This window comes from Aeromonas sp. Y318-3, assembly GCF_027706185.1.
Classification (GTDB): domain Bacteria; phylum Pseudomonadota; class Gammaproteobacteria; order Enterobacterales; family Aeromonadaceae; genus Aeromonas; species Aeromonas veronii.
This window is the reverse complement of sequence record NZ_JAPDCN010000018.1, coordinates 1-19,860: the sequence shown is the minus strand read 5'-3', so window position 1 is coordinate 19,860 and position 19,860 is coordinate 1. Positions and strand designations below refer to the sequence as shown.

Annotated in this window: 20 protein-coding genes and 1 tRNA gene; 10 read left to right on the top strand and 11 right to left on the bottom strand. The window is 59.6% G+C overall.

The features are described 5' to 3' along the window. From apaG to lptD, 5 genes are read right to left on the bottom strand one after another with little or no spacing between them, the layout of a single operon-like run. Positions 1 to 363, bottom strand: a complete 363-nt coding sequence (gene apaG, locus OKB77_RS19855; protein ID WP_100654475.1) for a Co2+/Mg2+ efflux protein ApaG — start codon at positions 361 to 363, stop codon at positions 1 to 3. A gap of 4 nt (positions 364 to 367) precedes the next feature. Beyond that, complete coding sequence (gene rsmA / locus OKB77_RS19850; RefSeq protein WP_005339016.1) at positions 368 to 1,180, bottom strand: 16S rRNA (adenine(1518)-N(6)/adenine(1519)-N(6))-dimethyltransferase RsmA; 813 nt, start codon at positions 1,178 to 1,180, stop codon at positions 368 to 370. Next, the gene (pdxA, locus tag OKB77_RS19845) at positions 1,170 to 2,165 is read right to left on the bottom strand and encodes a 4-hydroxythreonine-4-phosphate dehydrogenase PdxA (RefSeq protein ID WP_150390304.1); all 996 of its coding nucleotides are present in this window, start codon (positions 2,163 to 2,165) and stop codon (positions 1,170 to 1,172) included. Before pdxA ends, rsmA begins: the two co-directional genes overlap by 11 nt. Beyond that, positions 2,165 to 3,463, bottom strand: coding sequence for a peptidylprolyl isomerase SurA (gene surA, locus OKB77_RS19840; protein WP_069526625.1), 1,299 nt, complete (start codon positions 3,461 to 3,463; stop codon positions 2,165 to 2,167). Before surA ends, pdxA begins: the two co-directional genes overlap by 1 nt. Positions 3,464 to 3,489: 26 nt before the next feature. Next, positions 3,490 to 5,934: an LPS assembly protein LptD gene (gene lptD, locus OKB77_RS19835; RefSeq protein WP_005358345.1), complete on the bottom strand. Its 2,445-nt coding sequence runs from the start codon at positions 5,932 to 5,934 to the stop codon at positions 3,490 to 3,492. A 174-nt stretch (positions 5,935 to 6,108) separates the two neighbouring features. Between lptD and OKB77_RS19830 the strand changes: the two genes are divergently transcribed. Genes OKB77_RS19830 through djlA form a run of 3 tightly spaced genes read left to right on the top strand, consistent with a single transcriptional unit; the run spans position 6,109 to position 8,637 of the window. Next, positions 6,109 to 7,119 (top strand): aminoglycoside phosphotransferase family protein, encoded by a 1,011-nt coding sequence (locus OKB77_RS19830; protein WP_265776347.1) that lies wholly within the window; start codon positions 6,109 to 6,111, stop codon positions 7,117 to 7,119. Beyond that, complete coding sequence (gene murU / locus OKB77_RS19825; RefSeq protein ID WP_265776348.1) at positions 7,116 to 7,784, top strand: N-acetylmuramate alpha-1-phosphate uridylyltransferase MurU; 669 nt, start codon at positions 7,116 to 7,118, stop codon at positions 7,782 to 7,784. The genes OKB77_RS19830 and murU overlap by 4 nt, the downstream gene beginning before the upstream one ends. Before the next feature lie 19 nt (positions 7,785 to 7,803). Continuing rightward, positions 7,804 to 8,637: a co-chaperone DjlA gene (gene djlA / locus OKB77_RS19820; RefSeq protein ID WP_108542563.1), complete on the top strand. Its 834-nt coding sequence runs from the start codon at positions 7,804 to 7,806 to the stop codon at positions 8,635 to 8,637. A gap of 81 nt (positions 8,638 to 8,718) precedes the next feature. On the opposite strand, the gene OKB77_RS19815 is transcribed toward djlA, so the two are convergent. Further along, positions 8,719 to 10,170, bottom strand: a complete 1,452-nt coding sequence (locus OKB77_RS19815; protein WP_201952622.1) for an aminoacyl-histidine dipeptidase — start codon at positions 10,168 to 10,170, stop codon at positions 8,719 to 8,721. A gap of 947 nt (positions 10,171 to 11,117) precedes the next feature. Here OKB77_RS19815 and gpt point away from each other — a divergent pair. The 5 genes from gpt to OKB77_RS19790 all read left to right on the top strand — a co-directional run bounded on the left by gpt (position 11,118) and on the right by OKB77_RS19790 (position 16,051). Next, positions 11,118 to 11,585 carry a xanthine phosphoribosyltransferase gene (gene gpt / locus OKB77_RS19810; RefSeq protein WP_005339007.1) on the top strand — a complete coding sequence of 156 codons (468 nt, stop codon included), beginning with the start codon at positions 11,118 to 11,120 and terminating at the stop codon, positions 11,583 to 11,585. A 172-nt stretch (positions 11,586 to 11,757) separates the two neighbouring features. Beyond that, complete coding sequence (gene frsA, locus OKB77_RS19805) at positions 11,758 to 13,026, top strand: esterase FrsA (RefSeq protein ID WP_005349360.1); 1,269 nt, start codon at positions 11,758 to 11,760, stop codon at positions 13,024 to 13,026. Positions 13,027 to 13,088: 62 nt separating this feature from the next. Then, positions 13,089 to 13,481, top strand: coding sequence for a sigma factor-binding protein Crl (crl, locus tag OKB77_RS19800; RefSeq protein WP_005339003.1), 393 nt, complete (start codon positions 13,089 to 13,091; stop codon positions 13,479 to 13,481). A gap of 178 nt (positions 13,482 to 13,659) precedes the next feature. Beyond that, a complete protein-coding gene (gene proB, locus OKB77_RS19795) occupies positions 13,660 to 14,763 on the top strand; it encodes a glutamate 5-kinase (RefSeq protein WP_005338991.1) in 1,104 nt (367 codons plus the stop codon). A 34-nt stretch (positions 14,764 to 14,797) separates the two neighbouring features. Continuing rightward, on the top strand, positions 14,798 to 16,051 hold the full coding sequence (locus OKB77_RS19790; RefSeq protein ID WP_265776349.1) for a glutamate-5-semialdehyde dehydrogenase: 1,254 nt from the start codon (positions 14,798 to 14,800) through the stop codon (positions 16,049 to 16,051). Between the two features lie 85 nt (positions 16,052 to 16,136). Here the strand turns inward: OKB77_RS19790 and OKB77_RS19785 are convergent, their stop codons facing one another. Genes OKB77_RS19785 through rsgA form a run of 5 tightly spaced genes read right to left on the bottom strand, consistent with a single transcriptional unit; the run spans position 16,137 to position 18,971 of the window. Next, positions 16,137 to 16,526 (bottom strand): hypothetical protein, encoded by a 390-nt coding sequence (locus OKB77_RS19785; RefSeq protein ID WP_265776350.1) that lies wholly within the window; start codon positions 16,524 to 16,526, stop codon positions 16,137 to 16,139. Between the two features lie 2 nt (positions 16,527 to 16,528). After that, entirely contained in the window at positions 16,529 to 16,780 is a 252-nt protein-coding gene (locus OKB77_RS19780) for a DUF2960 domain-containing protein (RefSeq protein WP_265776351.1), read from the bottom strand. Next, on the bottom strand, positions 16,770 to 17,039 hold the full coding sequence (locus OKB77_RS19775) for a VF530 family DNA-binding protein (RefSeq protein ID WP_005338981.1): 270 nt from the start codon (positions 17,037 to 17,039) through the stop codon (positions 16,770 to 16,772). Before OKB77_RS19775 ends, OKB77_RS19780 begins: the two co-directional genes overlap by 11 nt. Then, complete coding sequence (asd, locus tag OKB77_RS19770; protein WP_265776352.1) at positions 17,036 to 17,908, bottom strand: archaetidylserine decarboxylase; 873 nt, start codon at positions 17,906 to 17,908, stop codon at positions 17,036 to 17,038. The genes OKB77_RS19775 and asd overlap by 4 nt, the downstream gene beginning before the upstream one ends. Positions 17,909 to 17,936: 28 nt before the next feature. Further along, a complete protein-coding gene (gene rsgA / locus OKB77_RS19765; protein WP_041202348.1) occupies positions 17,937 to 18,971 on the bottom strand; it encodes a small ribosomal subunit biogenesis GTPase RsgA in 1,035 nt (344 codons plus the stop codon). Between the two features lie 91 nt (positions 18,972 to 19,062). Between rsgA and orn the strand changes: the two genes are divergently transcribed. Then, a complete protein-coding gene (gene orn / locus OKB77_RS19760; protein ID WP_042080584.1) occupies positions 19,063 to 19,608 on the top strand; it encodes an oligoribonuclease in 546 nt (181 codons plus the stop codon). A gap of 178 nt (positions 19,609 to 19,786) precedes the next feature. Next, positions 19,787 to 19,859 (top strand) — tRNA-Gly (locus tag OKB77_RS19755). Position 19,860: the final 1 nt, after the last annotated feature.

The window sequence follows — 19,860 nt, the reverse complement described above, 5'->3', positions numbered from 1 at the left end:
TCAGTTGATAATATTGGGGATGGCCAGCGTGAAGGGGGCGATGTGCGCCTCGAACTGCTGACCAGAGCCATCTTGCAGGGTATAGCTCCCTTCCATCACCCCAAGCGGGGTCGCCAACGGCACGCCGCTCTGGTAGCGGTAGGTCTCACCTTCGGCAATGACGGGTTGTTCCCCGACCACGCCCGGGCCTGCCACTTCCAGCATCTTGCCATTGGCATCGGTGATGAGCCAGCGCCGATGCAGCAGTTGCACCGGGCCGGGCCCCAGATTCTCAATCTCGATCAGATAGTGAAACTGGTAAGGGTCTTTGGAACCCGCCACATACACGGGGTATGGGCGGATCTCGATGTGCGGAAGTGCCACAGGATCAGGCCTGTTGCTGATCCGCCAGCCAGTTGGCGATCATGACAAACTGCTCGAGGGAGAGATTCTCCGGGCGCAGGTTGCCATCGATACCAAGCTCGGTCAGCTGGGCGTCGGTGATGAAGTTGGAGAAGCTGTTGCGGATGGTCTTGCGACGCTGGCCAAAGCCCTCGGTACAGACGCGATTCAGACAACGAATGTCTTTTGCGACTATGGTCGGATTCTTGTGCGGGATCAGGCGAACTACGGCAGAGTCCACCTTTGGCGCCGGTTTGAAGGCACCCGGGCCCACTTCCAGCACAGGCACTACCTGGCAGTAGTACTGGGTCATCACGCTCAGGCGGCCATAAGCCTTGCTGCCCGGGCCTGCTGCCAGACGCAGGACCACTTCCTTTTGCAGCATGAAGTGCATGTCTTCAACCCGGTCGGCAAATTCGCACAGGTGGAAGATGAGCGGGGTGGAGATGTTGTAGGGCAGGTTGCCGAAGATGCGCAGCGGCCCCTTGCCTTCACCCATCAGGGTGCCGAAGTCGAAACGCATGGCATCCGCTTCGATGACGGTCAGCTTGTCTTTGAGGGTCGGGTGCTCGCGCAGGCGAGCTGCCAGGTCCCGGTCAAGCTCGACCACGGTCATTTTGTCCATCTGGGCGGCGACCGGCTCGGTCAGCGCGGCCAGACCCGGACCGATCTCCACCAGATTCTGACCCGGCTGCGGGTTGATGGCGGCGACGATCTGATCGATCACATACCGGTCGTGCAAGAAGTTCTGACCGAAACGCTTACGGGCCGTGTGGCCCATGTGCACCTTACTGCTCATATCTTTTTTTCTCTACCATCTTGATGGCGTGGTTAATCGCGGTGACAAGGCTGCCCGGATCGGCCAGGCCCTTGCCTGCCAGATCCAGCGCGGTGCCGTGATCCACCGAAGTGCGGATGAAGGGAAGCCCCAGGGTGATATTGACCGAACTGCCGAAGCCCTTGTATTTGAGCACTGGCAGCCCCTGGTCGTGGTACATGGCGAGTACCGCATCCGCATCCTTGAGGTATTTCTCCTGGAACAGGGTGTCGGCCGGCAACGGGCCGACCAGATCGATCCCTTCCTGGCGCAGGGTGGCCAGGGCGGGTTCGATCACGTCAATCTCTTCACGTCCGAGATGGCCACCTTCCCCGGCGTGGGGGTTGAGGCCGCAGACGTAAATACGGGGTTTGGCGATGCCAAACTTGGTGGCGAGATCCTCATTGAGGATCCGGATCACCTTGCCGAGGCGATCCTCGGTGATGGCCATCGCCACATAGGCCAGCGGAATATGGGTGGTCGCCAGTGCGACCCGCAGCCCCTCGGTTGCCAGCATCATCACCACATCTGCAGTGTTGGATTGCTGGGCAAAGAACTCGGTGTGGCCGCTGAACGAGACCCCGGCCTGGTTGATGATCCCCTTGTGCACCGGCCCGGTCACCACGGCTGCAAATTCGCCGCTCATGTTGCCATCGCAGGCACGCTGCAGGGTAGCCAGTACATAGGCGCCATTGCCTTCGTTCAGCTCGCCCGGTACCACGGGGGCGCCGAGGGAGACCGGACAGACGGTCAGGGTGCCCGCCCGCTGGGGGCGGGCAGGGGCGGAGGCATCGTAGGGCTCAAGCTCGATGGGCAGCCCAAGCAGGGTTGCCCGCTCGCGCAGCAGCGTCGGATCGGCGATCACCACCAACTGGTGGGGCCAATCCTGCTGGGCAATCTGCAGCACCAGATCCGGGCCGATCCCGGCCGGTTCGCCCGGGGTAACGGCAAGGCGACGGCAGCTCATCAGCTACCGGCTCCTTCGATCTGGATGTAGGCTTCGTCACGCAGCTCATCCAGCCACGCCTGGGACTCTTCCACGAAGCGACGGTTGTAGATCAGCTGGTAGGCGCGCTGCTCCTGAGCCTTGTCGGTCGCATCCTGGCTGCGGCGATCTTCCACCTGCACGATGTGCCAGCCATGGCTGGTACGGAACGGGGCACTGATCTGGCCCGGTTGCAGACGGTTGACCATGTCGCGGAACTCGGGGACATAGACGTTGGGATCAGACCAGCCCAGTTCGCCACCCTGCACCGCAGAGCCCGGATCTTCGGAGTACTTCTCCGCCATGCTGGCGAAGCTTGCCTTGCCGCTCTTGATGTCGTGCAGAATGCCATCCAGCATCCCTTTGGCTTTCTCTTCGCTCAGGATGATGGAGGGCTTGATCAGGATATGACGGGCCTTCACCTCGGTCTGCATCACTTGCTGCTGACCCTTGGTGTCGAACACCTTGACGATGTGCAGGCCGGCACCGGAGCGCAGCGGGCCGACGATGTCGCCCTTCTTGGCACCCTGTACCGCTTCCGCCATCAGGGTCGGCATCTCTTGCGGGCTCATCCAGCCCCAGTCGCCCCCTTCCAGCGCCTTGGGACCGTTACTCTCGGCAATGGCCAGTTTGCGGAAGTCGGCACCTTGCTTGAGGGCGGTCAGAATGCGCTCGATCTTGCTCTTGGCGGCATCCAGCTGGGCGGCAGTGGGGTTGTCCGGCAGGGCAATCTGGATATGGCCAACGTGGTATTCGTTCTGCTGTTGACCCTGTTTCTTCAGGATCTCCACCACCTGCTTCACCTCCTGCTCGGAGATGTTGATACGGCGGCGCACCTGGTTGCGGCGCACCTCGTTCATCAGGATCTCGCGGCGAACCTCTTCCCGATATTGGGCATAGGTCATCCCTTCACGAGCGAGCTGGGCCCGCAGCTGATCCAGGGTCATCTTGTTGTCGGCGGCGATGCCCTGAATAGCCTGTTCCAGCTGTGTGTCGCTGATCTTCAGCCCCTGGCGCTCCGCCAGTTGCAGCTGCAGGCTCTCCTGGATCAGCCGGTCCAGCGCCTGTTTGCGCAGGGTGGCATCGTCAGGCAGGGACTGGCCGCTCTCCTGAGCGGAGAGTTTTACCTTGTTGACCAGTGCGTCCTGTTGGCTGGACAGCACCACGTCCTTGTTGACCACGGCCAGCACCTTGTCCATCAGCTCGGGCGCAGCCAGTGCGGCCTGGCTCATGGCACCGAACATTCCCGCGGTCAGCAGGGCAATCAGGGTCTTTTTCATATCCATCTCTCAAGGCTGGGCCAGCATCATTGCTGGCCTTTCAGATTAAACGGGCGAACATAGGGCAACAGCTCGGTATCCAGGGTGACGCTGCGGCCACCGGTACCCACGCTGCCAAGTCCCTTCATTTCAAACTGCAGACCAATGACTTTTTCCGAAGTGGGCTTCAGGGTGACGTTGTCCGGCTGATTGTGCCACTCCAGGCTCATGTTGATGCTCCAGCAGCAGGAGTCGTATTTGACACCGATCTTGCGGTCAATGTTCACATCCTGCTTGATGTCACGGTAGTAACCGCCATACATCTGCCACTGATCGGCGATCGGCGCCATCATCACCAGACCCGCCTGGCTCAGATCTTCTGCCAGTGCCGTGTTGGTCGGATAGCGATAGTCCAGGTTGCCATCCTTGATGTAGCGATAGTTGACCTGAGTGGTCAGCTTGCCGGTCCGGTACTCGACTGCACCGTTGCCAGCCGTAAATTCACCCTCGGAGGTATCGTATTGGGTCCCCGCGTGGGCAAACCACTCATCGGTGATCCGGGCATCCCCCTCGAACGAGAGCAGGGAGCGGGCGTTGGTGCTTTCCGGATTTGAAGGGTAGAGGCGCACCTTGGGTGGTGTCATTTCGAAGGCCTGGGCCACCGCCAGACGCAACCGTTCATCACCCACATTGTCATAGACCCGGCTGGTCAGGCCAACGGTGACCCGATTGGCATCGCTGATGCGGTCGAGACCGGCAAAGCGGCGGTCACTGAACAGGCTGTAGTAGTCCTGACGGGTGGTGGTGGAGTCGTAGATCCCGATCTCGTCCTGATTTTTGTAAGGGATATAGAGGTACTGGAACTCGGGTTCCAAGGTTTGGGTGCCCTTGCCATCATACCAGTCGAGCGGCCGATCGAAGTTGACGCCCCCCTTGAGGCGGAAGGAGGGCAGAGTACGGGTAATGGTGCCCTCTTTCAGGGTCAGCTGTTTGCTGTCTGCATCGGTGAAGCGGCTGCGGTCCTGGCTAACCAGATTATCGGGTACCTCCTGGTTGTAGGAGGTAAACATCAGCTTGTACTGACTGGTCAGGTAGTAACCCGGTGCATCCACCAGGGGCACGGTCAGGGTTGGCGCCAGATGCAGGCGGGTGGCGGTATAGCGCTCACCTGCTTGCAGAGTGGCGGCACTGCCACTGTCATAGCCAAACTTGGTCAGTTCACTGTTCCAGGCCAGATCGAACCACTTGCCTTGCTGATAGTAGTTGTAGTCGATACGCGGCAGCATCTCGTGGGGCAGCAACGCATATGGGCTCAGGATCTGGTAGCGGCGCACCTCGGAGGTGAGGTTCCAGTTGTGCTGGTAGTAGCCGGCGGTAAAGGATTGCTGCAACTGACTGTCGACCTGAGTGCCCACTTGCGGGCTGAAGTCGTTGAAGTAGTTGTAGTCCTTGTCGCGCACCTGGGTGTAGTCGATACCAAAACGCAGGCTGCCATCCATCAGGGCGGAGCCGTGACGGACGTTCATCAGGTAGCGATGGCCATCGGACAAGCCAGCCAGACTCGGATTGCTCGGGCTGTACTGCTTGTCATCCGCCAGATTTTCAAAATAGAGGGTGCCGGTGTGGGCGGGGTCCGGCATGTAGCGAAACTCCACCTGCTCCATCAGGCCACGTTTGTCCATAAAACGGGAGGTGATGGTGGCATCATAGTTGGGGGCAATGTTCCAGTAGAAGGGCTGGGTGATATCCATGCCGTTGCTGGAGCTCTGCTTGTAGCCCGGGTAGAGCAGACCGGTCTTCCGCTCATCCTTGATGGGGAAGTTGATATAGGGGAAGTAGAACACCGGATAGTCGTAAAGCCAGAGACTGGCGTTCCAGGCTTCGCCGAACACCTCTTTCTGGTCGATGTCGATACTGCCCGCCTTGAGGGTCCACACTTCCTGACCGGGGGGACAGGTGGTGTACTGGGCCCCCTCCATGGTGATGTTCTGGTTGTTGTTGGTCATCACCACGCGCTTGGCAAAGCCGCGCACCGGTGAGCCATGCACCTGATACTTGCCCTCTTCCAGTTCGGAGTTCTTGGTATCCAGGTTGGATTTGAGGGTCTTGTCGCTGGTGACGGTCACCTGACCGTCGTTGTAATAGATGTTGCCGATGGCGATGACATCCCGGCTCTTCTGGTCGAGCTGGGCATAGTCGGAGTCAAACTTGCGAACACCCTGACGAACCTTGACGTCACCTTCATAGACGGCGGTGCCGCCCTGTTTGGCCTCGAGACGGTCAGCATCAACCTCGACCGGCTGTGCGTTGGCATCCTGATCCGATGCAGGCTTCTCTATCTTGGGAACATAGTCATAGCAGAGACTATCGAGAATGCCGGTGGCTGGCGGCGCTTCGAACGGGGCCGCCTGCACCATCATAGGGGTGAGTGCGGGGGCCAGGCTGATAGTCAGGGCGATGGGATAGCGGTACCCCAGTGTCCATTTTGTCATGTGAAAGACTCGTGCAATCCGTGATAGATACGGTTGATCCAAGGCATGCATTTTACGACAGGTTTCATCGAGTTGACATTGCATGTCATTGCTTTATGTTAGCCGGCAATGATAAAGCATTATTGCGGCCAGGGCTAACAGCCAAGTGCTGCTTTCCACCTTGGTCCTCTACTTATGCACGATCGCGATTCCCTGCTATTGCAGTGGGCACGCCGTATTTCCGGTGATGCCAATCTTCAGTTGACCCTCATTTCCGGTGATGCCAGCTTCCGCCGCTACTCTCGTGGTGGTGGTCTGGTGTGGGTGGATGCCAATCCGAAAACCGAAAAGAATCATGAGTTTGTTCGTAACGCGGCCGCCTTGCTGGCGCGTCAGCTGTTGGCGCCAGAGGTGAAGGCGGTGGACTACGAACAGGGGCTGCTGGCGGTCAGCGATCTGGGCGATACTCAGCTGATCAGCTGCCTGAACGAGCAAAACGTGCTGGCCTGGTATGGCAAGGCGATTGATTTGCTGCCCCGCCTGGGGGCAGTTGAACTGGCGCTTGAACCCTTCGATGCGGCTTTTATGGCGCGGGAGAACAGCATTTTCCCCGAGTGGCTGCTGGGCCATCATCTGCAACTGCGCCTGAGCCATGAAGAGCAGCAACTGCTGGACGAGACCTTTGCCTGCCTCACCGCCTGCAATCTGGCCCAGCCGCAGGGGGTGATGCATCGGGATTTCCACAGTCGCAACCTGATGGTGTGTGGCGGGGATACCCCCGAGAGCAGCCGGCTGGCCATCATCGATTTTCAGGACATGGTCATCGGGCCCCTGAGCTATGACCTGGTCTCCCTGCTGAAAGATTGCTACGTGCGCTGGCCGGACGAGGTGATCGATGAAGGGATGCGCCACGGCTTTGCCACCCTGCAACAGGCGGGTCTGCTTGGCGAGCTCGATTATGCCAGTTTCCGTCGTGATGCCGACCTGACCGGCATGCAACGCCACCTCAAAGCGGCCGGAATCTTTACCCGGCTCTATCATCGCGACGGCAAGTCCGGCTATCTCAAGGATATTCCCCGTACCCTCGGCTACGTGGTGGATGTCTGTCGCACTCATGGTGGTGCCTATCCGGTATTGGCCCGTTTTGGTCAGTGGTTGGAGCAGGTGGTGTTGCCGGGGATCGCCAATGCAGGAGTTAAATCATGAAGGCGATGATCCTGGCCGCTGGCCGTGGCGAGCGGATGCGCCCGCTGACTGACCTGCTGCCCAAGCCGCTACTGGCGGTGGGGGGCAAGCCGCTCATCGTTCATCACATCGAAAAACTCAAAGCCGCTGGCGTGACCGAGTTGGTCATCAACCACGCCTGGCTTGGCCACAAGCTGGTTGAGAACCTTGGTGATGGCCGTGCGCTTGGCGTGACCATCTACTGGTCAGCCGAGGAGAGCGCACTGGAGACCGCGGGCGGCATTGTGCAGGCGCTGCCGCTGCTGGGCTCTGAAGCCTTTTTGGTGATCAACGGCGATACCTGGCTCGATCTCGATTATCACACTCTGGTCAGTCAGCCCCTTGGCGATGATTTGGCCCACCTTTGGCTGGTGCCCAATCCGCCCCAGCACCCGAACGGGGATTTTGCCCTGCAAGAAGGGCGAGTCGTGGATACGCCAGCGTTTACCTTCAGCGGGGTCGGACTATATGATCCGGCGGCCTTTGCCGGTCTCGCGGGCGGCGCCCGCAAGCTGGCGCCCCTGCTGCGTGACTGGATGGCGCAAGGGCGGGTGGGCGGCAGCCTGCTCGCTGGCGAGTGGCGTGATATCGGCACGGTCGACCGTCTGCGCGAGCTGGATGACCAGCTCCAGGCCCGCACTCATTAACTTCAAGAGGTCTTGAACCATGCGTATTTGGGGTAAGGTGCTGGGCGCCTTCTTCGGTTTTCTGCTCGGCAATATCATCGGCGCCCTGATTGGCCTCTGGATCGGCCACCGTTTCGACCGTGGCATGGGGTTGCAGGGGGCGTTTCGTCGCGGCCCGAGTCAGGAGCAGCAAGCAGTCTTTTTCCATGCCACCTTCTCGGTGATGGGTCACATCGCCAAGTCCAGCGGCCAGGTGACCGAGCAGGAGATCCGGGTTGCCTCCAACCTGATGGATCGGATGCGGCTGGTGGGGGAGCAGCGTGCCCGGGCGCAGGAGTCGTTTCGTCTCGGTAAAGAGGCCGACTTCCCGCTGCGCGAAACCCTGGCCGAGTTCCGCCGTGCCAGTCTGGGGCAGCGCGATATTCTGCGCTTCTTCCTCGAGGTACAACTGCAGGCGGCCTTTGCAGATGGTCGGGTAGAGGAGGGCGAGCGCGCCATTCTGCACACCATTGCCGACGAGCTGGGTTTCAGCCGCATCGAGCTGGCTCGCATTCTGGCAATGGCCGAGGCGCAGATGAACTTCTTCAATCAGGCTCATGGCCAGTATCAGGGGGGCCATTCCGGTGGTCAGCAGTATCGGCAGGCGGCACCCTCTGCGGATCGCCTCAAGAATGCCTACCAGCTGCTGGGTGTGAGCGAGAGCGACAGCGATCAGGATATCAAGCGCGCCTACCGCAAGGAGATGAGCAAACATCACCCGGACAAGCTGGCTGCCAAGGGGTTGCCGCCGGAGATGATGGAGATGGCCAAGGAGAAGACCCAGGAGATCCAGCAAGCCTGGGAGTGGATCCGCGAGGCCCGCGGCATCCGGTAAGTGCCAACGTCAGGTTGGAACAGACAACAAAAAGCCCCGCAGCAGTGCGGGGCTTTGTTTTGCCGTGTGGCGTAGGCTGGATTATTTGGCCGGAATCGCTTCCAGTACGTGCACCAGCAGTTGCCAGAAACGTTCGACCGCCGGGATATGTACCTTCTCGTCAGGGGAGTGGGCACCGCGGATGGTCGGGCCGAAGGAGACCATGTCCCACTCCGGATAGGCGCTCTTGAACAGACCGCACTCGAGACCGGCGTGGATCACCATGACGTTGGGCATGGTGCCGAACAGGGTCTGGTAGCTGTTGCGTACCAGCGCCATGACGGGGGAGTCCACGTTCGGCGCCCAACCCGGGTAGGCACCGGTGAATTCGCAGCTGGCGCCTGCCAAGGTGAACAGGGAGCGGGTCATCTGCTCGATGCTCTCGCGGCCGGAGTCAATCAGGGAGCGGATCAGGCACTGGACGTACACTTCGCCATCCTGAGTCTTGATGACCCCCAGGTTGGTCGAGGTTTCGGTCACGCCGGGCATGGCATCGCTCATGCGCATCACGCCATTCGGGCAGGCCATCAGGGCATCCAGCAGGCGCTGCTGCAGGGAGACGCTCATCAGCTTGGCCGGTTTGGCGGCGCTGTTGACCAGCACGGTCAGGTTTGGCTCGGTGGCGGCCAGTTCGGTCTGGTAGATCCCGGTGTAGCGGTCAACCAGCGCCTTGAACTCGTTTACGCTGGCAGCAGGCACCAGCAGGGTGGCACGGGCTTCGCGCGGGATGGCGTTGCGCAGAGTGCCGCCGTGGATCTCGGCCAGACGAACACCCAGCGGCTCTGCTGCTTTGAGCAGACGCACCAGCAGCTTGTTGGCGTTGCCACGGCCGCGATGGATATCGCAACCGGAGTGGCCGCCACGCAGCCCTTTGACCGCCAGCTCGAACGCTTCACCTTCAGCAGCATCAACCAGCTCGAGCGGGAAGCGGATATTGGCATCCACACCGCCAGCGCAGCCCATGTAGACCTCGCCATCCTCTTCGGAGTCGGTGTTGAGCAGAATTTCGCCCTCCAGCCAGCCCGCTTCCAGACCGAATGCGCCGGTCATGCCGGTCTCTTCGTCTGTGGTCAGCAGCACTTCCAGCGGACCGTGCTTGATGGTCTTGTCAGCCAGCACAGCCAGGCAACCGGCCATGCCGATGCCGTTGTCGGCACCCAGGGTGGTGCCACGGGCAGTGACCCACTCGCCATCGACATAGGCATCGATGGGATCGTTGGCGAAGTCGTGTTTGGTGTCGGCGTTGGCCTGCGGCACCATGTCGATGTGGGCCTGCAGTACCACGGCTTTGCGGTTTTCCATCCCCGGGGTGGCCGGTTTCTTGATGATGATGTTGCCGACCTTGTCCTGCTTGACCGCCAGACCTTCCCCTTGAGCCCATTGGATGATCCAGGCGCTCAGTTTGGCTTCATGTTTGGAAGGGTGGGGAATGGAGCAGATCTGTTCGAAGAAATGCCAAATCAGTTTGGGAGAGAGAGAGCTAAGCTGTGCCACGTCGGGACTCCTTACCAGCACGGAATTAACAGGGCCCCATCAGCGGGCCGGGGAAGAGGATAACGATAATACAGTCAATCACACAAAAATGTGAGCAATCAGCGCAAATCGCAGGCAGCTTGTGCTGGCTGATGGCAACCAGGCAGTACGATCGTCAGGTTCGGACGACGCTGACCGATAGAAAAGAAAATATGTGACCGATCTCACAAAAACATTGAATTTAATGCACCGACTGGTAAATTAGCTCCCGTGGTTCGCCACCCGTCAGGATGACGATGAAAGCCTCCAGGGAACCGAAGCAAAGCAAGTGCGCCTCCATGGAACCGAGTGTTCGTTCAAGGATTTGAGCCCGCATTAAAGGTACGTAACTTGTTAAGCAATCAGGAGTTTCAATATGCCAGGCAGCAACTCAACCTATTGGTTTGCCCCTTCTTTGTATACCCAGGGTTTCAGCTACCCTAACCCCTTCGTCACTCGTCGCTAAGACGAGCTGCCCAACCAGGCAGAGGCGAGAAAGCAGCAGGTGCGCGAGGTAAATCCTCCCCCTGCTATTTTTTTATCTGCGATTTGCCGTACAGCCCATTAGGACTCGGCAGCAGGGACGGCAGGTTAGTCGTTTGGCGCTCTAGATGTGCCGAATGGAGAGGGGGATGCCGATTTTTCCTGTTTTTGGCATACGTTTGCCAGGCATTTTCTCTGCAAACGGTGCTATCATATCGGCCCAACAGCCTGTCCGCGGTTTGGACACATCATCTAACCGATCGCCGGATAAGCCCATCTTGCTTCCATTGTTATCAGATTTGCTGCCGAGGCTTAGCCCTGAGGCAGCCGTAGTGCAATCTGAATTCAGTCGGGCAAGGGCCGCCATTTACTGGCATTCGCAGGGATAATTGCGGATGTTTTTATTTTAAGTGATTGTTTTTAAATAACTATTCGAGATCGATAACATGCCGAAAAAGTTCTATGTGTCGTGGGACAACCTGCAACGTGAAGCTCGCCGTCTGGCCCGTCGTCAGCTGCCTGTCAGCCAGTGGAAAGGTATCATTGCGGTCAGCCGTGGTGGTCTGGTGCCCGCAGCCCTGATGGCCCGTGAACTTGGCATTCGTAATGTGGAAACCCTCTGCATCTCCAGCTATGACCATGACAGCCAGCGCGAGCTGGTGGTCGTGAAGGCTGCCACCACCGCTGGTGATGGCGAAGGCTGGCTGGTGGTGGAAGATCTGGTGGACACCGGCACTACCGCCAAGGCGATCCGCGAGCTCTACCCGAAAGCCAAGTTCATCGCGATTTTCGCCAAGCCGATGGGCGAAGCGCTGCTGGACGATTTCGAAGTGGCGATCCCGCAGGATACCTGGATCGAACAGCCGTGGGATATGGCACTGGAGTTCGCCACACCGATCTGCGACGAAAAGTAACGGGATCGGGATGTGACGCTCGCTGCGTCCATTGGTCGCGACCGGCAATAATGGTTTCACAGGGCTCCAATTTGGAGCCCTGTTTTTTTGTGTATCAATCTGTTGCAGGGTGGCTGATGGGCAGTAAAAGTGGTTAAGATGAGCTATTGCCTGATATGAATGGGACACTATCTTGGACTTGAACGAAGACCTGAACCTGACCGAACAGCTCTTTACCCGCGTCAAGAAGGTATTGGAAACATCCGAGATCTCCAACTCCAGTGCGGCTGATCTGGCGCAAGCCGAGTCAGACGAGATGTTTATCGACGGCTCCATGTCAAAGAGCTGGTATCGCCTGCTGCGCCGCCCCTCCTGGACCTGGCAGGGGGCTGATCCCATCGAAGTGGAGCAGACCCTGGCCCGTATCGCCATGGCGACCGGCGAGCGCACCCACGATTGCTATCTCGATACCATCAAGGGCTATGTGCCCGGCAACTGGATCTACGAGTGGAGTCAGGTGGCTGGTAACTATTTCAAGCAGGGCCGCGAACTGCGCGAGAAGGGTGATCCTTCTGGCGCCTTGAAACAGCTGCTCAAGGCGGTGCGCTACTACTCCATCGCCAGCTATCCCCATCTCAAGGATGACGAGCTGGCGGATCAAGCCCAGCTGCTTGGCAACATGGCCTATCGCGAGGCAGGTCGCCTGTTCAAGGTGCCGCTCAAAGAGATCCAGGTGCCTTTTCGCGGCAAGCATATTCAGGGTTATCTCCACCTGCCGACGACCGAAAAACCGGTGCCGCTGGTGATCATCAGCGGCGGGATCGACTCCCTGCAGCTCGATTTCCTCAACTTCTATCTCAAACGGCTCGAGCCCAACGGTATCGGCATGCTCTCCCTCGATATGCCCGGGGTTGGCTATGCCGAGCATTGGCCGCTGGTGCAAGATACCAGCCGTCTCCATCAGGCGGTGCTCCATTACCTCTCCGAAGTGGCCTGGGTCGATCATCAGCGTATCGCCATGGTGGGGATGCGTCTGGCGGGCAATATCGCAGCCAGACTAGCCTTTATCGAACCGTTCAAGCTGCGCACCGTGGTCTGTGTCGGCGCCGGGGTCAATCAGGTGTTTACCAATCAGGAGCTGTTTGCCAAGTGCCCGCGCATGATGCGGGACAGTCTGGCCAACCGGTTGGGGGCTGATGCGGCGCAGTGGGACGGCATGCGTACCAAGTGCCAGGTTTTTTCACTTAAAACGCAAGGATTACTGGGGACTCGCACATCGGTGCCGATATTGAGTATTGGACACAAGCGAGATTTTATTTGTCCCGAGCAGGATGTACGGGCATTGGCGGCGGCCAGTCGTAACGGCAAGGCCATCGTATTCGACAAACAGCCTTTGCTGGAGGTGTATGACAAGGCGCTGGACGAAATCGTCGAGTGGCTGAAACAGCATTTGTGTACCTGACATTGCGCTAAAGAACTGACGCCATCCCGAGGTGGCGCGGCTTGTTTAACAGGGAGGTTAACATGTCTGAAAGAGTGACCTACAAGCGACTGCTGAGGCAGTTTGCTGCCATTGGCCCCTATTTGCGCGAAGATCTCTGCGAAGAGGGGCGTTATCGTTTCGACTGCCTGTCGGTCTGTGTCAGCGCCAAGCCTGCGCCGGACAAGCGGGAGTTCTGGGGCTGGTGGCTGGTGCTGGAACAGGACGATCACCACTTCCGTTACCACTATCAGCTCGGTTTCTACAATGCTGATGGTGAGTGGCTGGACAAACCGATCCCCAAGAAGCACCAGGTAGAAGTGGAGCGGACCCTCAACCGTTTCTACAAGCTCATCAGCGACAAACTGACGGCTCTGGAGTGTCAGTTAGCGCCAGCGGATCAGGTCACCAATGAGTTGACCGTGACCGCCGCTTGATCCCTGATGTCCGGCGAGCAGCATCCCGCTGTTTGCCGGGCCATCAGTCAGCCATCTCCCCTTCCGACCGCAATCATCCGGGCTTTGCCCCATCTCCTCACCCCGGCGTTAATTGCCTTGCAGGGCACCATGGCCGTGGGTATAAAGATATTCCTTACTTTTTAGCCTTTATGCTCCCATGGAAAACAGAACCATAGTCGTCAAGTTGGGCACCAGCGTGCTCACAGGGGGGTCTTCCCAGCTCAATCGTGCCCATATGGTCGAGCTGGTCAGACAGTGTGCGGCCTTGCACCGTCACGGCCATCGGGTCGTGGTCGTCACATCAGGGGCTATCGCCGCCGGGCGTGAACATCTGGGTCACCCGCCACTGGCGCCAACCCTGCCCAACAAGCAGATGCTGGCAGCGGTTGGTCAGACCCAGCTTATTCGGGTATGGCAGGATCTGTTCAACCTCTACGGTCTGCATATCGGCCAGATGCTGCTGACCCGCGCCGATCTGGAAGATCGGGAGCGCTACCTCAACGCCCGCGACACCATGCGCACCCTGCTCGATCACCGCATTATTCCGGTCATCAACGAAAACGATGCGGTGGCGACCGCCGAGATCAAGGTAGGTGACAACGACAACCTCTCCGCCCGCGCCGCTATCCTGGCGGATGCGGATCTGCTGATCCTGCTAACCGACCAGAAGGGGCTGTTTACCGCCGATCCGCGCACCAATCCGGATGCCCAGCTTATTGAAGAGGTGCAGACCATCGACGATACCCTGCGCTCGCTGGCGGGTGACAGTGTCAGTGGCCTCGGTACCGGCGGCATGGCCACCAAGCTGCAGGCGGCCGATGTGGCCCGTCGCGCCGGCGTCAATGTGGTGATCGCGACCGGCCAGATGCCGGAGGTGATCGGCCGTCTCGCCAAGGGCGAGCGTATCGGTACCCTCTTCCCGGCGCTGGCCTCCCCGCTGGAAGGGCGCAAGAGCTGGATCCTGGCAGGCCCGCCCCCTCACGGCGAAGTGCATGTGGATCAGGGGGCTGTCGCCGCCATGAAGGATAAAGGCTCCAGCCTGCTGCCCAAGGGGATCGTAGCGGTCAAGGGCGACTTTATTCGGGGCGATGTGGTACGCATTCTTGATCCCAAGGGCGCCGAGCTGGCCCGCGGCATCTGCCGTTACGACCATCTGGAGCTGGATAAGCTGCGCGGCGTCCACTCGGATCAGATTGAGCAGGTATTGGGCTATGGCTACGGCTCTGTGGCTATCCATCGAGACGACATGGTGCTGCTCTAATCAGGGCGGCACGGCATGAACAAAGGGAAATGAGATGAGTCTGGAGAAAATGGGGCAGGCGGCCCGTGAAGCCGCCTATCAGCTGGCGACCGTCAGCACGGCGCAGAAGAACCGGGCGCTGGCCGCCATAGCCGACGAGCTGGAGGCGCGCAGTGAGCAGATCCTCGCTGCCAACGCGAAAGATATCGCAGCCGGCCGTGAGGCGGGCTTGTCAGAGGCGATGCTGGATCGCTTGCTGCTCAATCCGGCCCGGCTGGCCGGTATCGTGGCGGATGTACGCAAGGTAATCACGCTGGATGATCCGGTCGGCGCCGAAATGGATAGCCGGGTGCTGGAGAATGGCCTGCGCCTCTCCCGTCGTCGGGTGCCCATCGGGGTTATCGGCGTCATCTACGAGGCGCGTCCCAACGTCACCATCGACATCGCCAGCCTCTGCCTCAAGACCGGCAACGCCAGCATCCTGCGTGGTGGGCGCGAGACCTTCCACTCCAATCTGGAGCTGGTGCGGGTGATCCAGCATGCCTTGGCGGCCTCCGGTCTGCCCGAGGCGGCGGTGCAGTACATCGACAACCCGGATCGGGCGCTGGTTGGCGAGTTGCTGCGCCTAGACCGCTATGTGGACATGATCATCCCCCGTGGTGGCGCGGGCCTGCACAAGATGTGCAAGGAGAACAGCTCCATTCCGGTCATCATCGGCGGGTTCGGTATCAGCCATATTTTCGTCGACGAGAGTGCAGATCTGGTGCGCTCTCTGGCGGTCATCGACAACGCCAAGGTGCAACGCCCCTCCGCCTGCAATGCCCTCGATACCCTGCTGGTACACGAGAAGGTGGCAGCCACCTTCCTGCCGCAGCTGGTGATGCTGATGAACGAGCGCAAGGTGACGCTGGTGGCCGCGCCCAACGCCATGGCGCTGCTGGCGGGTGCCGATAACCTGTGCGAGGCGGGGCCGGAGGATTTCGATACCGAGTGGCTCGGGCTGACCCTGGGGGTCAAGTTGGTGGCGGATGTGAACGAGGCACTGGCCCATATGCGCGAGCATAACGCCGGTCACTCCGATGCCATCCTGACCAACGATCTGGCCAACGCCGAACGTTTCGTCAATGGGGCCGGTTCGGCGGCGGTCTATGTCAACGCCTCGACCCGTTTCACCGATGGTGGCCAGTTTGGGCTGGGGGCCGAGGTGGCGGTCTCGACCCAGATGCTGCACGCTCGCGGCCCCATGGGGCTGACCGAGCTCACCAGCTACAAGTGGGTGGGACAGGCCGATTACCTCAGCCGTGCCTGATAACCTGTTGTGTCAGATACAAAAATGCCGACTCTTGGGTCGGCATTTTATTTGGTGGATATCGTGAAGATATCAGGCGCTCGGGTTATTCCCCGTGATAGAGCACCTTGTCACCGTGCTTGAGCACATAACCCTTCCAGATGAAGAGGGTGTAGCCGCTGCCCTGCCACGACCAGTTGCCCTCCGCACCTTGACGGGTCAGCAGGTGCTGCTCGCCGCTTGGCAGATGCAATTCGGCCTGCGTCTGGTCGGCATTGAACATCACGAAGGCGCTGCTGTTCTGGCTGGCATCGGTCGGATTGAGCCGTACACCCTCTTCAAACAGGCGCACACATTTGCCAGTCAGCGCTGACCACTGATAGCCCGCACTGCCGATACAGCCGTGACTGTCGCGATCGCTGCCCACCAGATGTTGTTCCGGTGTACTGCATGCCGCCAGCAGCAGAGAAGCGGCCATCAGAGTCAAGGTGCGCATGGTTACTCCTGAAGCTCCCGTTCGATGACGATGTTGGAGAATCCCAACTCTTTGAAGTAGTTCTCCTGATAATCCTTCACGCTCTTTTTGTCACGGCGACAAACCTGAGCCAGCTGGGCCTCCATGGCGTGAAAACTGGTGAGATCCAGCCCTTCGGCAGCGGCGATGGCGTCGTAGATGCTGCGGAACTTGTCGTTCGCGTAGCCGATCTCTTTGGCCTGTTTTTTATAGGTGTAGGTAATCTTAAAGGCCATCTTGCCCTTCCTTCTTCGATTTGGCTTGCTTGCGCTGGACGTAGAGGTAGAGGCTTTCGACCTTCTCCCGAGCCCAGGGGGTCTTGCGCAAGAACTTCAGGCTGGACTTGATGCTGGGATTATCGGTGAAGCAGCGGATATTGATCTGCTGCCCCAGCTCTTCCCAGCCGTAGTATTCGACCAGCGCGGTGACGATGGCTTCCAGCGTCAGCCCGTGCAGCGGGTTGTTCTTCTGCGAGGCGTTCGGTTGCTCGCTCATGCCTGCTCCGCCAGCTTGGCAAAGGGCTGACCCATGCGGGTAGTGACCCCGTTGGCCAGATGCGGCTCGAAACCGGCCAGCATGCCCGGGCCAAACAGGCAGACCACGGTGCTGCCCAGCTTGAACAGGCCCATCTCGGCGCCTTTCTGCAGGGTAATGGCCTCGTCGCCCCTGTAGTCCCAGCGCACCACCTTCTTCTCTTTGGTTGGCGCAATGCTGCCAGCCCAGATGGTTTCGATGCTGGCCACGATAGTGGCACCGACCAGCACCAGCGCCATGGGGCCGTGCGGGGTGCGGAAGGTGGCCACCACACGCTCGTTGCGGGCAAACAGGTTAGGCACGTTCTCGGCGGTGAGCGGGTTGACGGAGAAGAGATCCCCCGGCACGAACACCATGCTCTCCAGCACGCCGTCCAGCGGCATGTGGATGCGGTGGTAATCCTTGGGCGCCAGATAGATGGTGGCGAAGTCGCCATCCTTGAATGGCGCCACCAGATCCTCATAGCCGCCCAGCAGCTCGCGGGCGCTGTAGTCGTGGCCCTTGGCCTGAATGATGCGGCCCTGCTGGATCGGACCGAGCTGGCTGACGGTGCCATCCACCGGCAGCGCCAGGGTCAGGGCATCTTCTACCACGGGGCGGATACCGGGCTTGAGCTCGCGAGTGAAGAATTCGTTGAAGCTCTTGTAGTGGGCTGGACTCTCGTGCAGCGCCTCACTCATGTCGACCTGATACTGCTTGATAAAGGCCTCGATCACCCTAGTGGTGATGTTGCCCGCTTCGGCGGCGGCAAACTTGCCGATCAGACGGGAGAGGGCGTGCTTGGGCAGACAGTATTGACCGGCAATTTTCAGGTTGTCAGTAATGCTCATGTTCATCATCAACGTAGGTTTATTAGGGTCACAGGCGCGCCTGTTGGCGACCGTGACGGGCTTCCTGCATGGTTTCCAGGATGCGGTGATAGTTGTGGAAGCGATCGGCGCTGATGGCGCCCGCGTCGACCGCGGCGCGCAGGGCACAGCCGGGATCGTCCTTGTGGGTACAGTCGCGGAACTTGCAGCCACCCAGATAGTCGCGAAACTCGACGAAGCACCAGGTGATGCGGTCGGCCTCCAGATGCCAGAGGGCGAACTCGCGGATCCCCGGGGAGTCGATGAGATCGCCACCGCTCGGGAAGTGGTAGAGCCGCGCCGTGGTGGTGGTGTGCTGGCCGAGCCCCGAGTTTTCGGAGATCTCGCCGGTGAGTACATCCAGCCCCGGCATCAGGGCGTTGGTGAGCGACGACTTGCCCACCCCGGACTGGCCAACGAAGATGCTGATCTTGTCGGTCAGGGCTGCCTTGAGTTCATCCAGCCCTTCGCCGCTCTCGCAGCTCACCAGCAGCACCTCGTAATTGAGTTTGCGGTAGGTTTCGAGCTGGCTTTCGATGCGCGCTCTGGCGGCATCATCGAGCATGTCGACCTTGTTCAGCACGATGAGGGGGCGGATCTCCACATCCTCGGCGGCCACCAGATAGCGGTCGACGATGTTGGTGGAGAACTCGGGCATCACCGCCGAGACGATGATGATCTGGTCGATATTGGCGGCGATGGGTTTGACACCGTCGTAGAAGTCCGGCCGGGTCAGTACCGAGTGGCGCGGATGCACCGCCTCGATGACGCCCGCTGTCGCGGCATTGAGGCCGGGACGCCACACCACCTTGTCGCCACAGACCAGACTGCTGATGCTGCTGCGCCGCAGGTTGCTGCGGTGAATGGTGCCATCGACCGCTTCCACGTCTGCGTGCTGACCAAAACGACTGATCACCACCCCTTCGATGGCGGGGCCAAACAGGGTGTCATCCACCACTGTGGTGTGATCTTTTTGCAGCCGCCGTTCGCGGTTGGCCTGGACGCGCCTTTGTTGACCCAGATTGAGTTTTGCTTTCTTTGCCACTCGATTCGCCAGTTTATGAACAGATCCAAAGCCAGTATGATACATGCAAATTGGCAAAATTCCGCCATTCCTCCCAATAGAGAGAGCAATCATGACAGTCAGCGCGCAGAACCTGGTATGGATCGACATGGAGATGACGGGTCTCGACCCCGAAGAGAACGTGGTACTGGAGATTGCCACCATAGTCACCGACAAGGATCTGAACGTACTGGCCGAAGGGCCGGTCATCGCCATTCATCAGAGTGATGAAGAGCTGGCCAAGATGGACGACTGGAACGTCAACACCCATACCAAGAGCGGTCTGGTGGCCCGGGTCAAGGCGAGTCAGCACGACGAGGCGAAAGCCATTGCCGAGACCCTCGAGTTCATTCGCCAGTGGGTGCCGGAGCGCACCAGCCCGCTGTGCGGCAACAGCATCGGTCAGGATCGCCGCTTCATGGTCAAGCACATGGCCGAGCTGGAAGCCTTCTTCCACTACCGCAACGTTGACGTCAGTACCATCAAGGAGTTGGTACGCCGCTGGCAGCCGGAACTGCTGGATCAGTTCAAGAAGAGCGGCACCCACCAGGCGCTGGACGATATCCGCGAATCCATCGCCGAGCTGCAGTTCTATCGCAGCCACGTCTTCAAGATCTGATTCCCCGGCAAGGGTTTGTCATGCGCTGGCTGCTAAAATCGACAGTTCGGCCAGCTTTTGAGCGAACGCGCGCAACCAGACAAAAAAGCCCTTGCAATTGGAATGACTGCTCTTATAATTCGGCTCCCGTACAGTAGCGCAAGCAACCAAATGCTGTACGGCCTGTTTTAAGGTAGTTGCGGGAATAGCTCAGTTGGTAGAGCACGACCTTGCCAAGGTCGGGGTCGCGAGTTCGAGTCTCGTTTCCCGCTC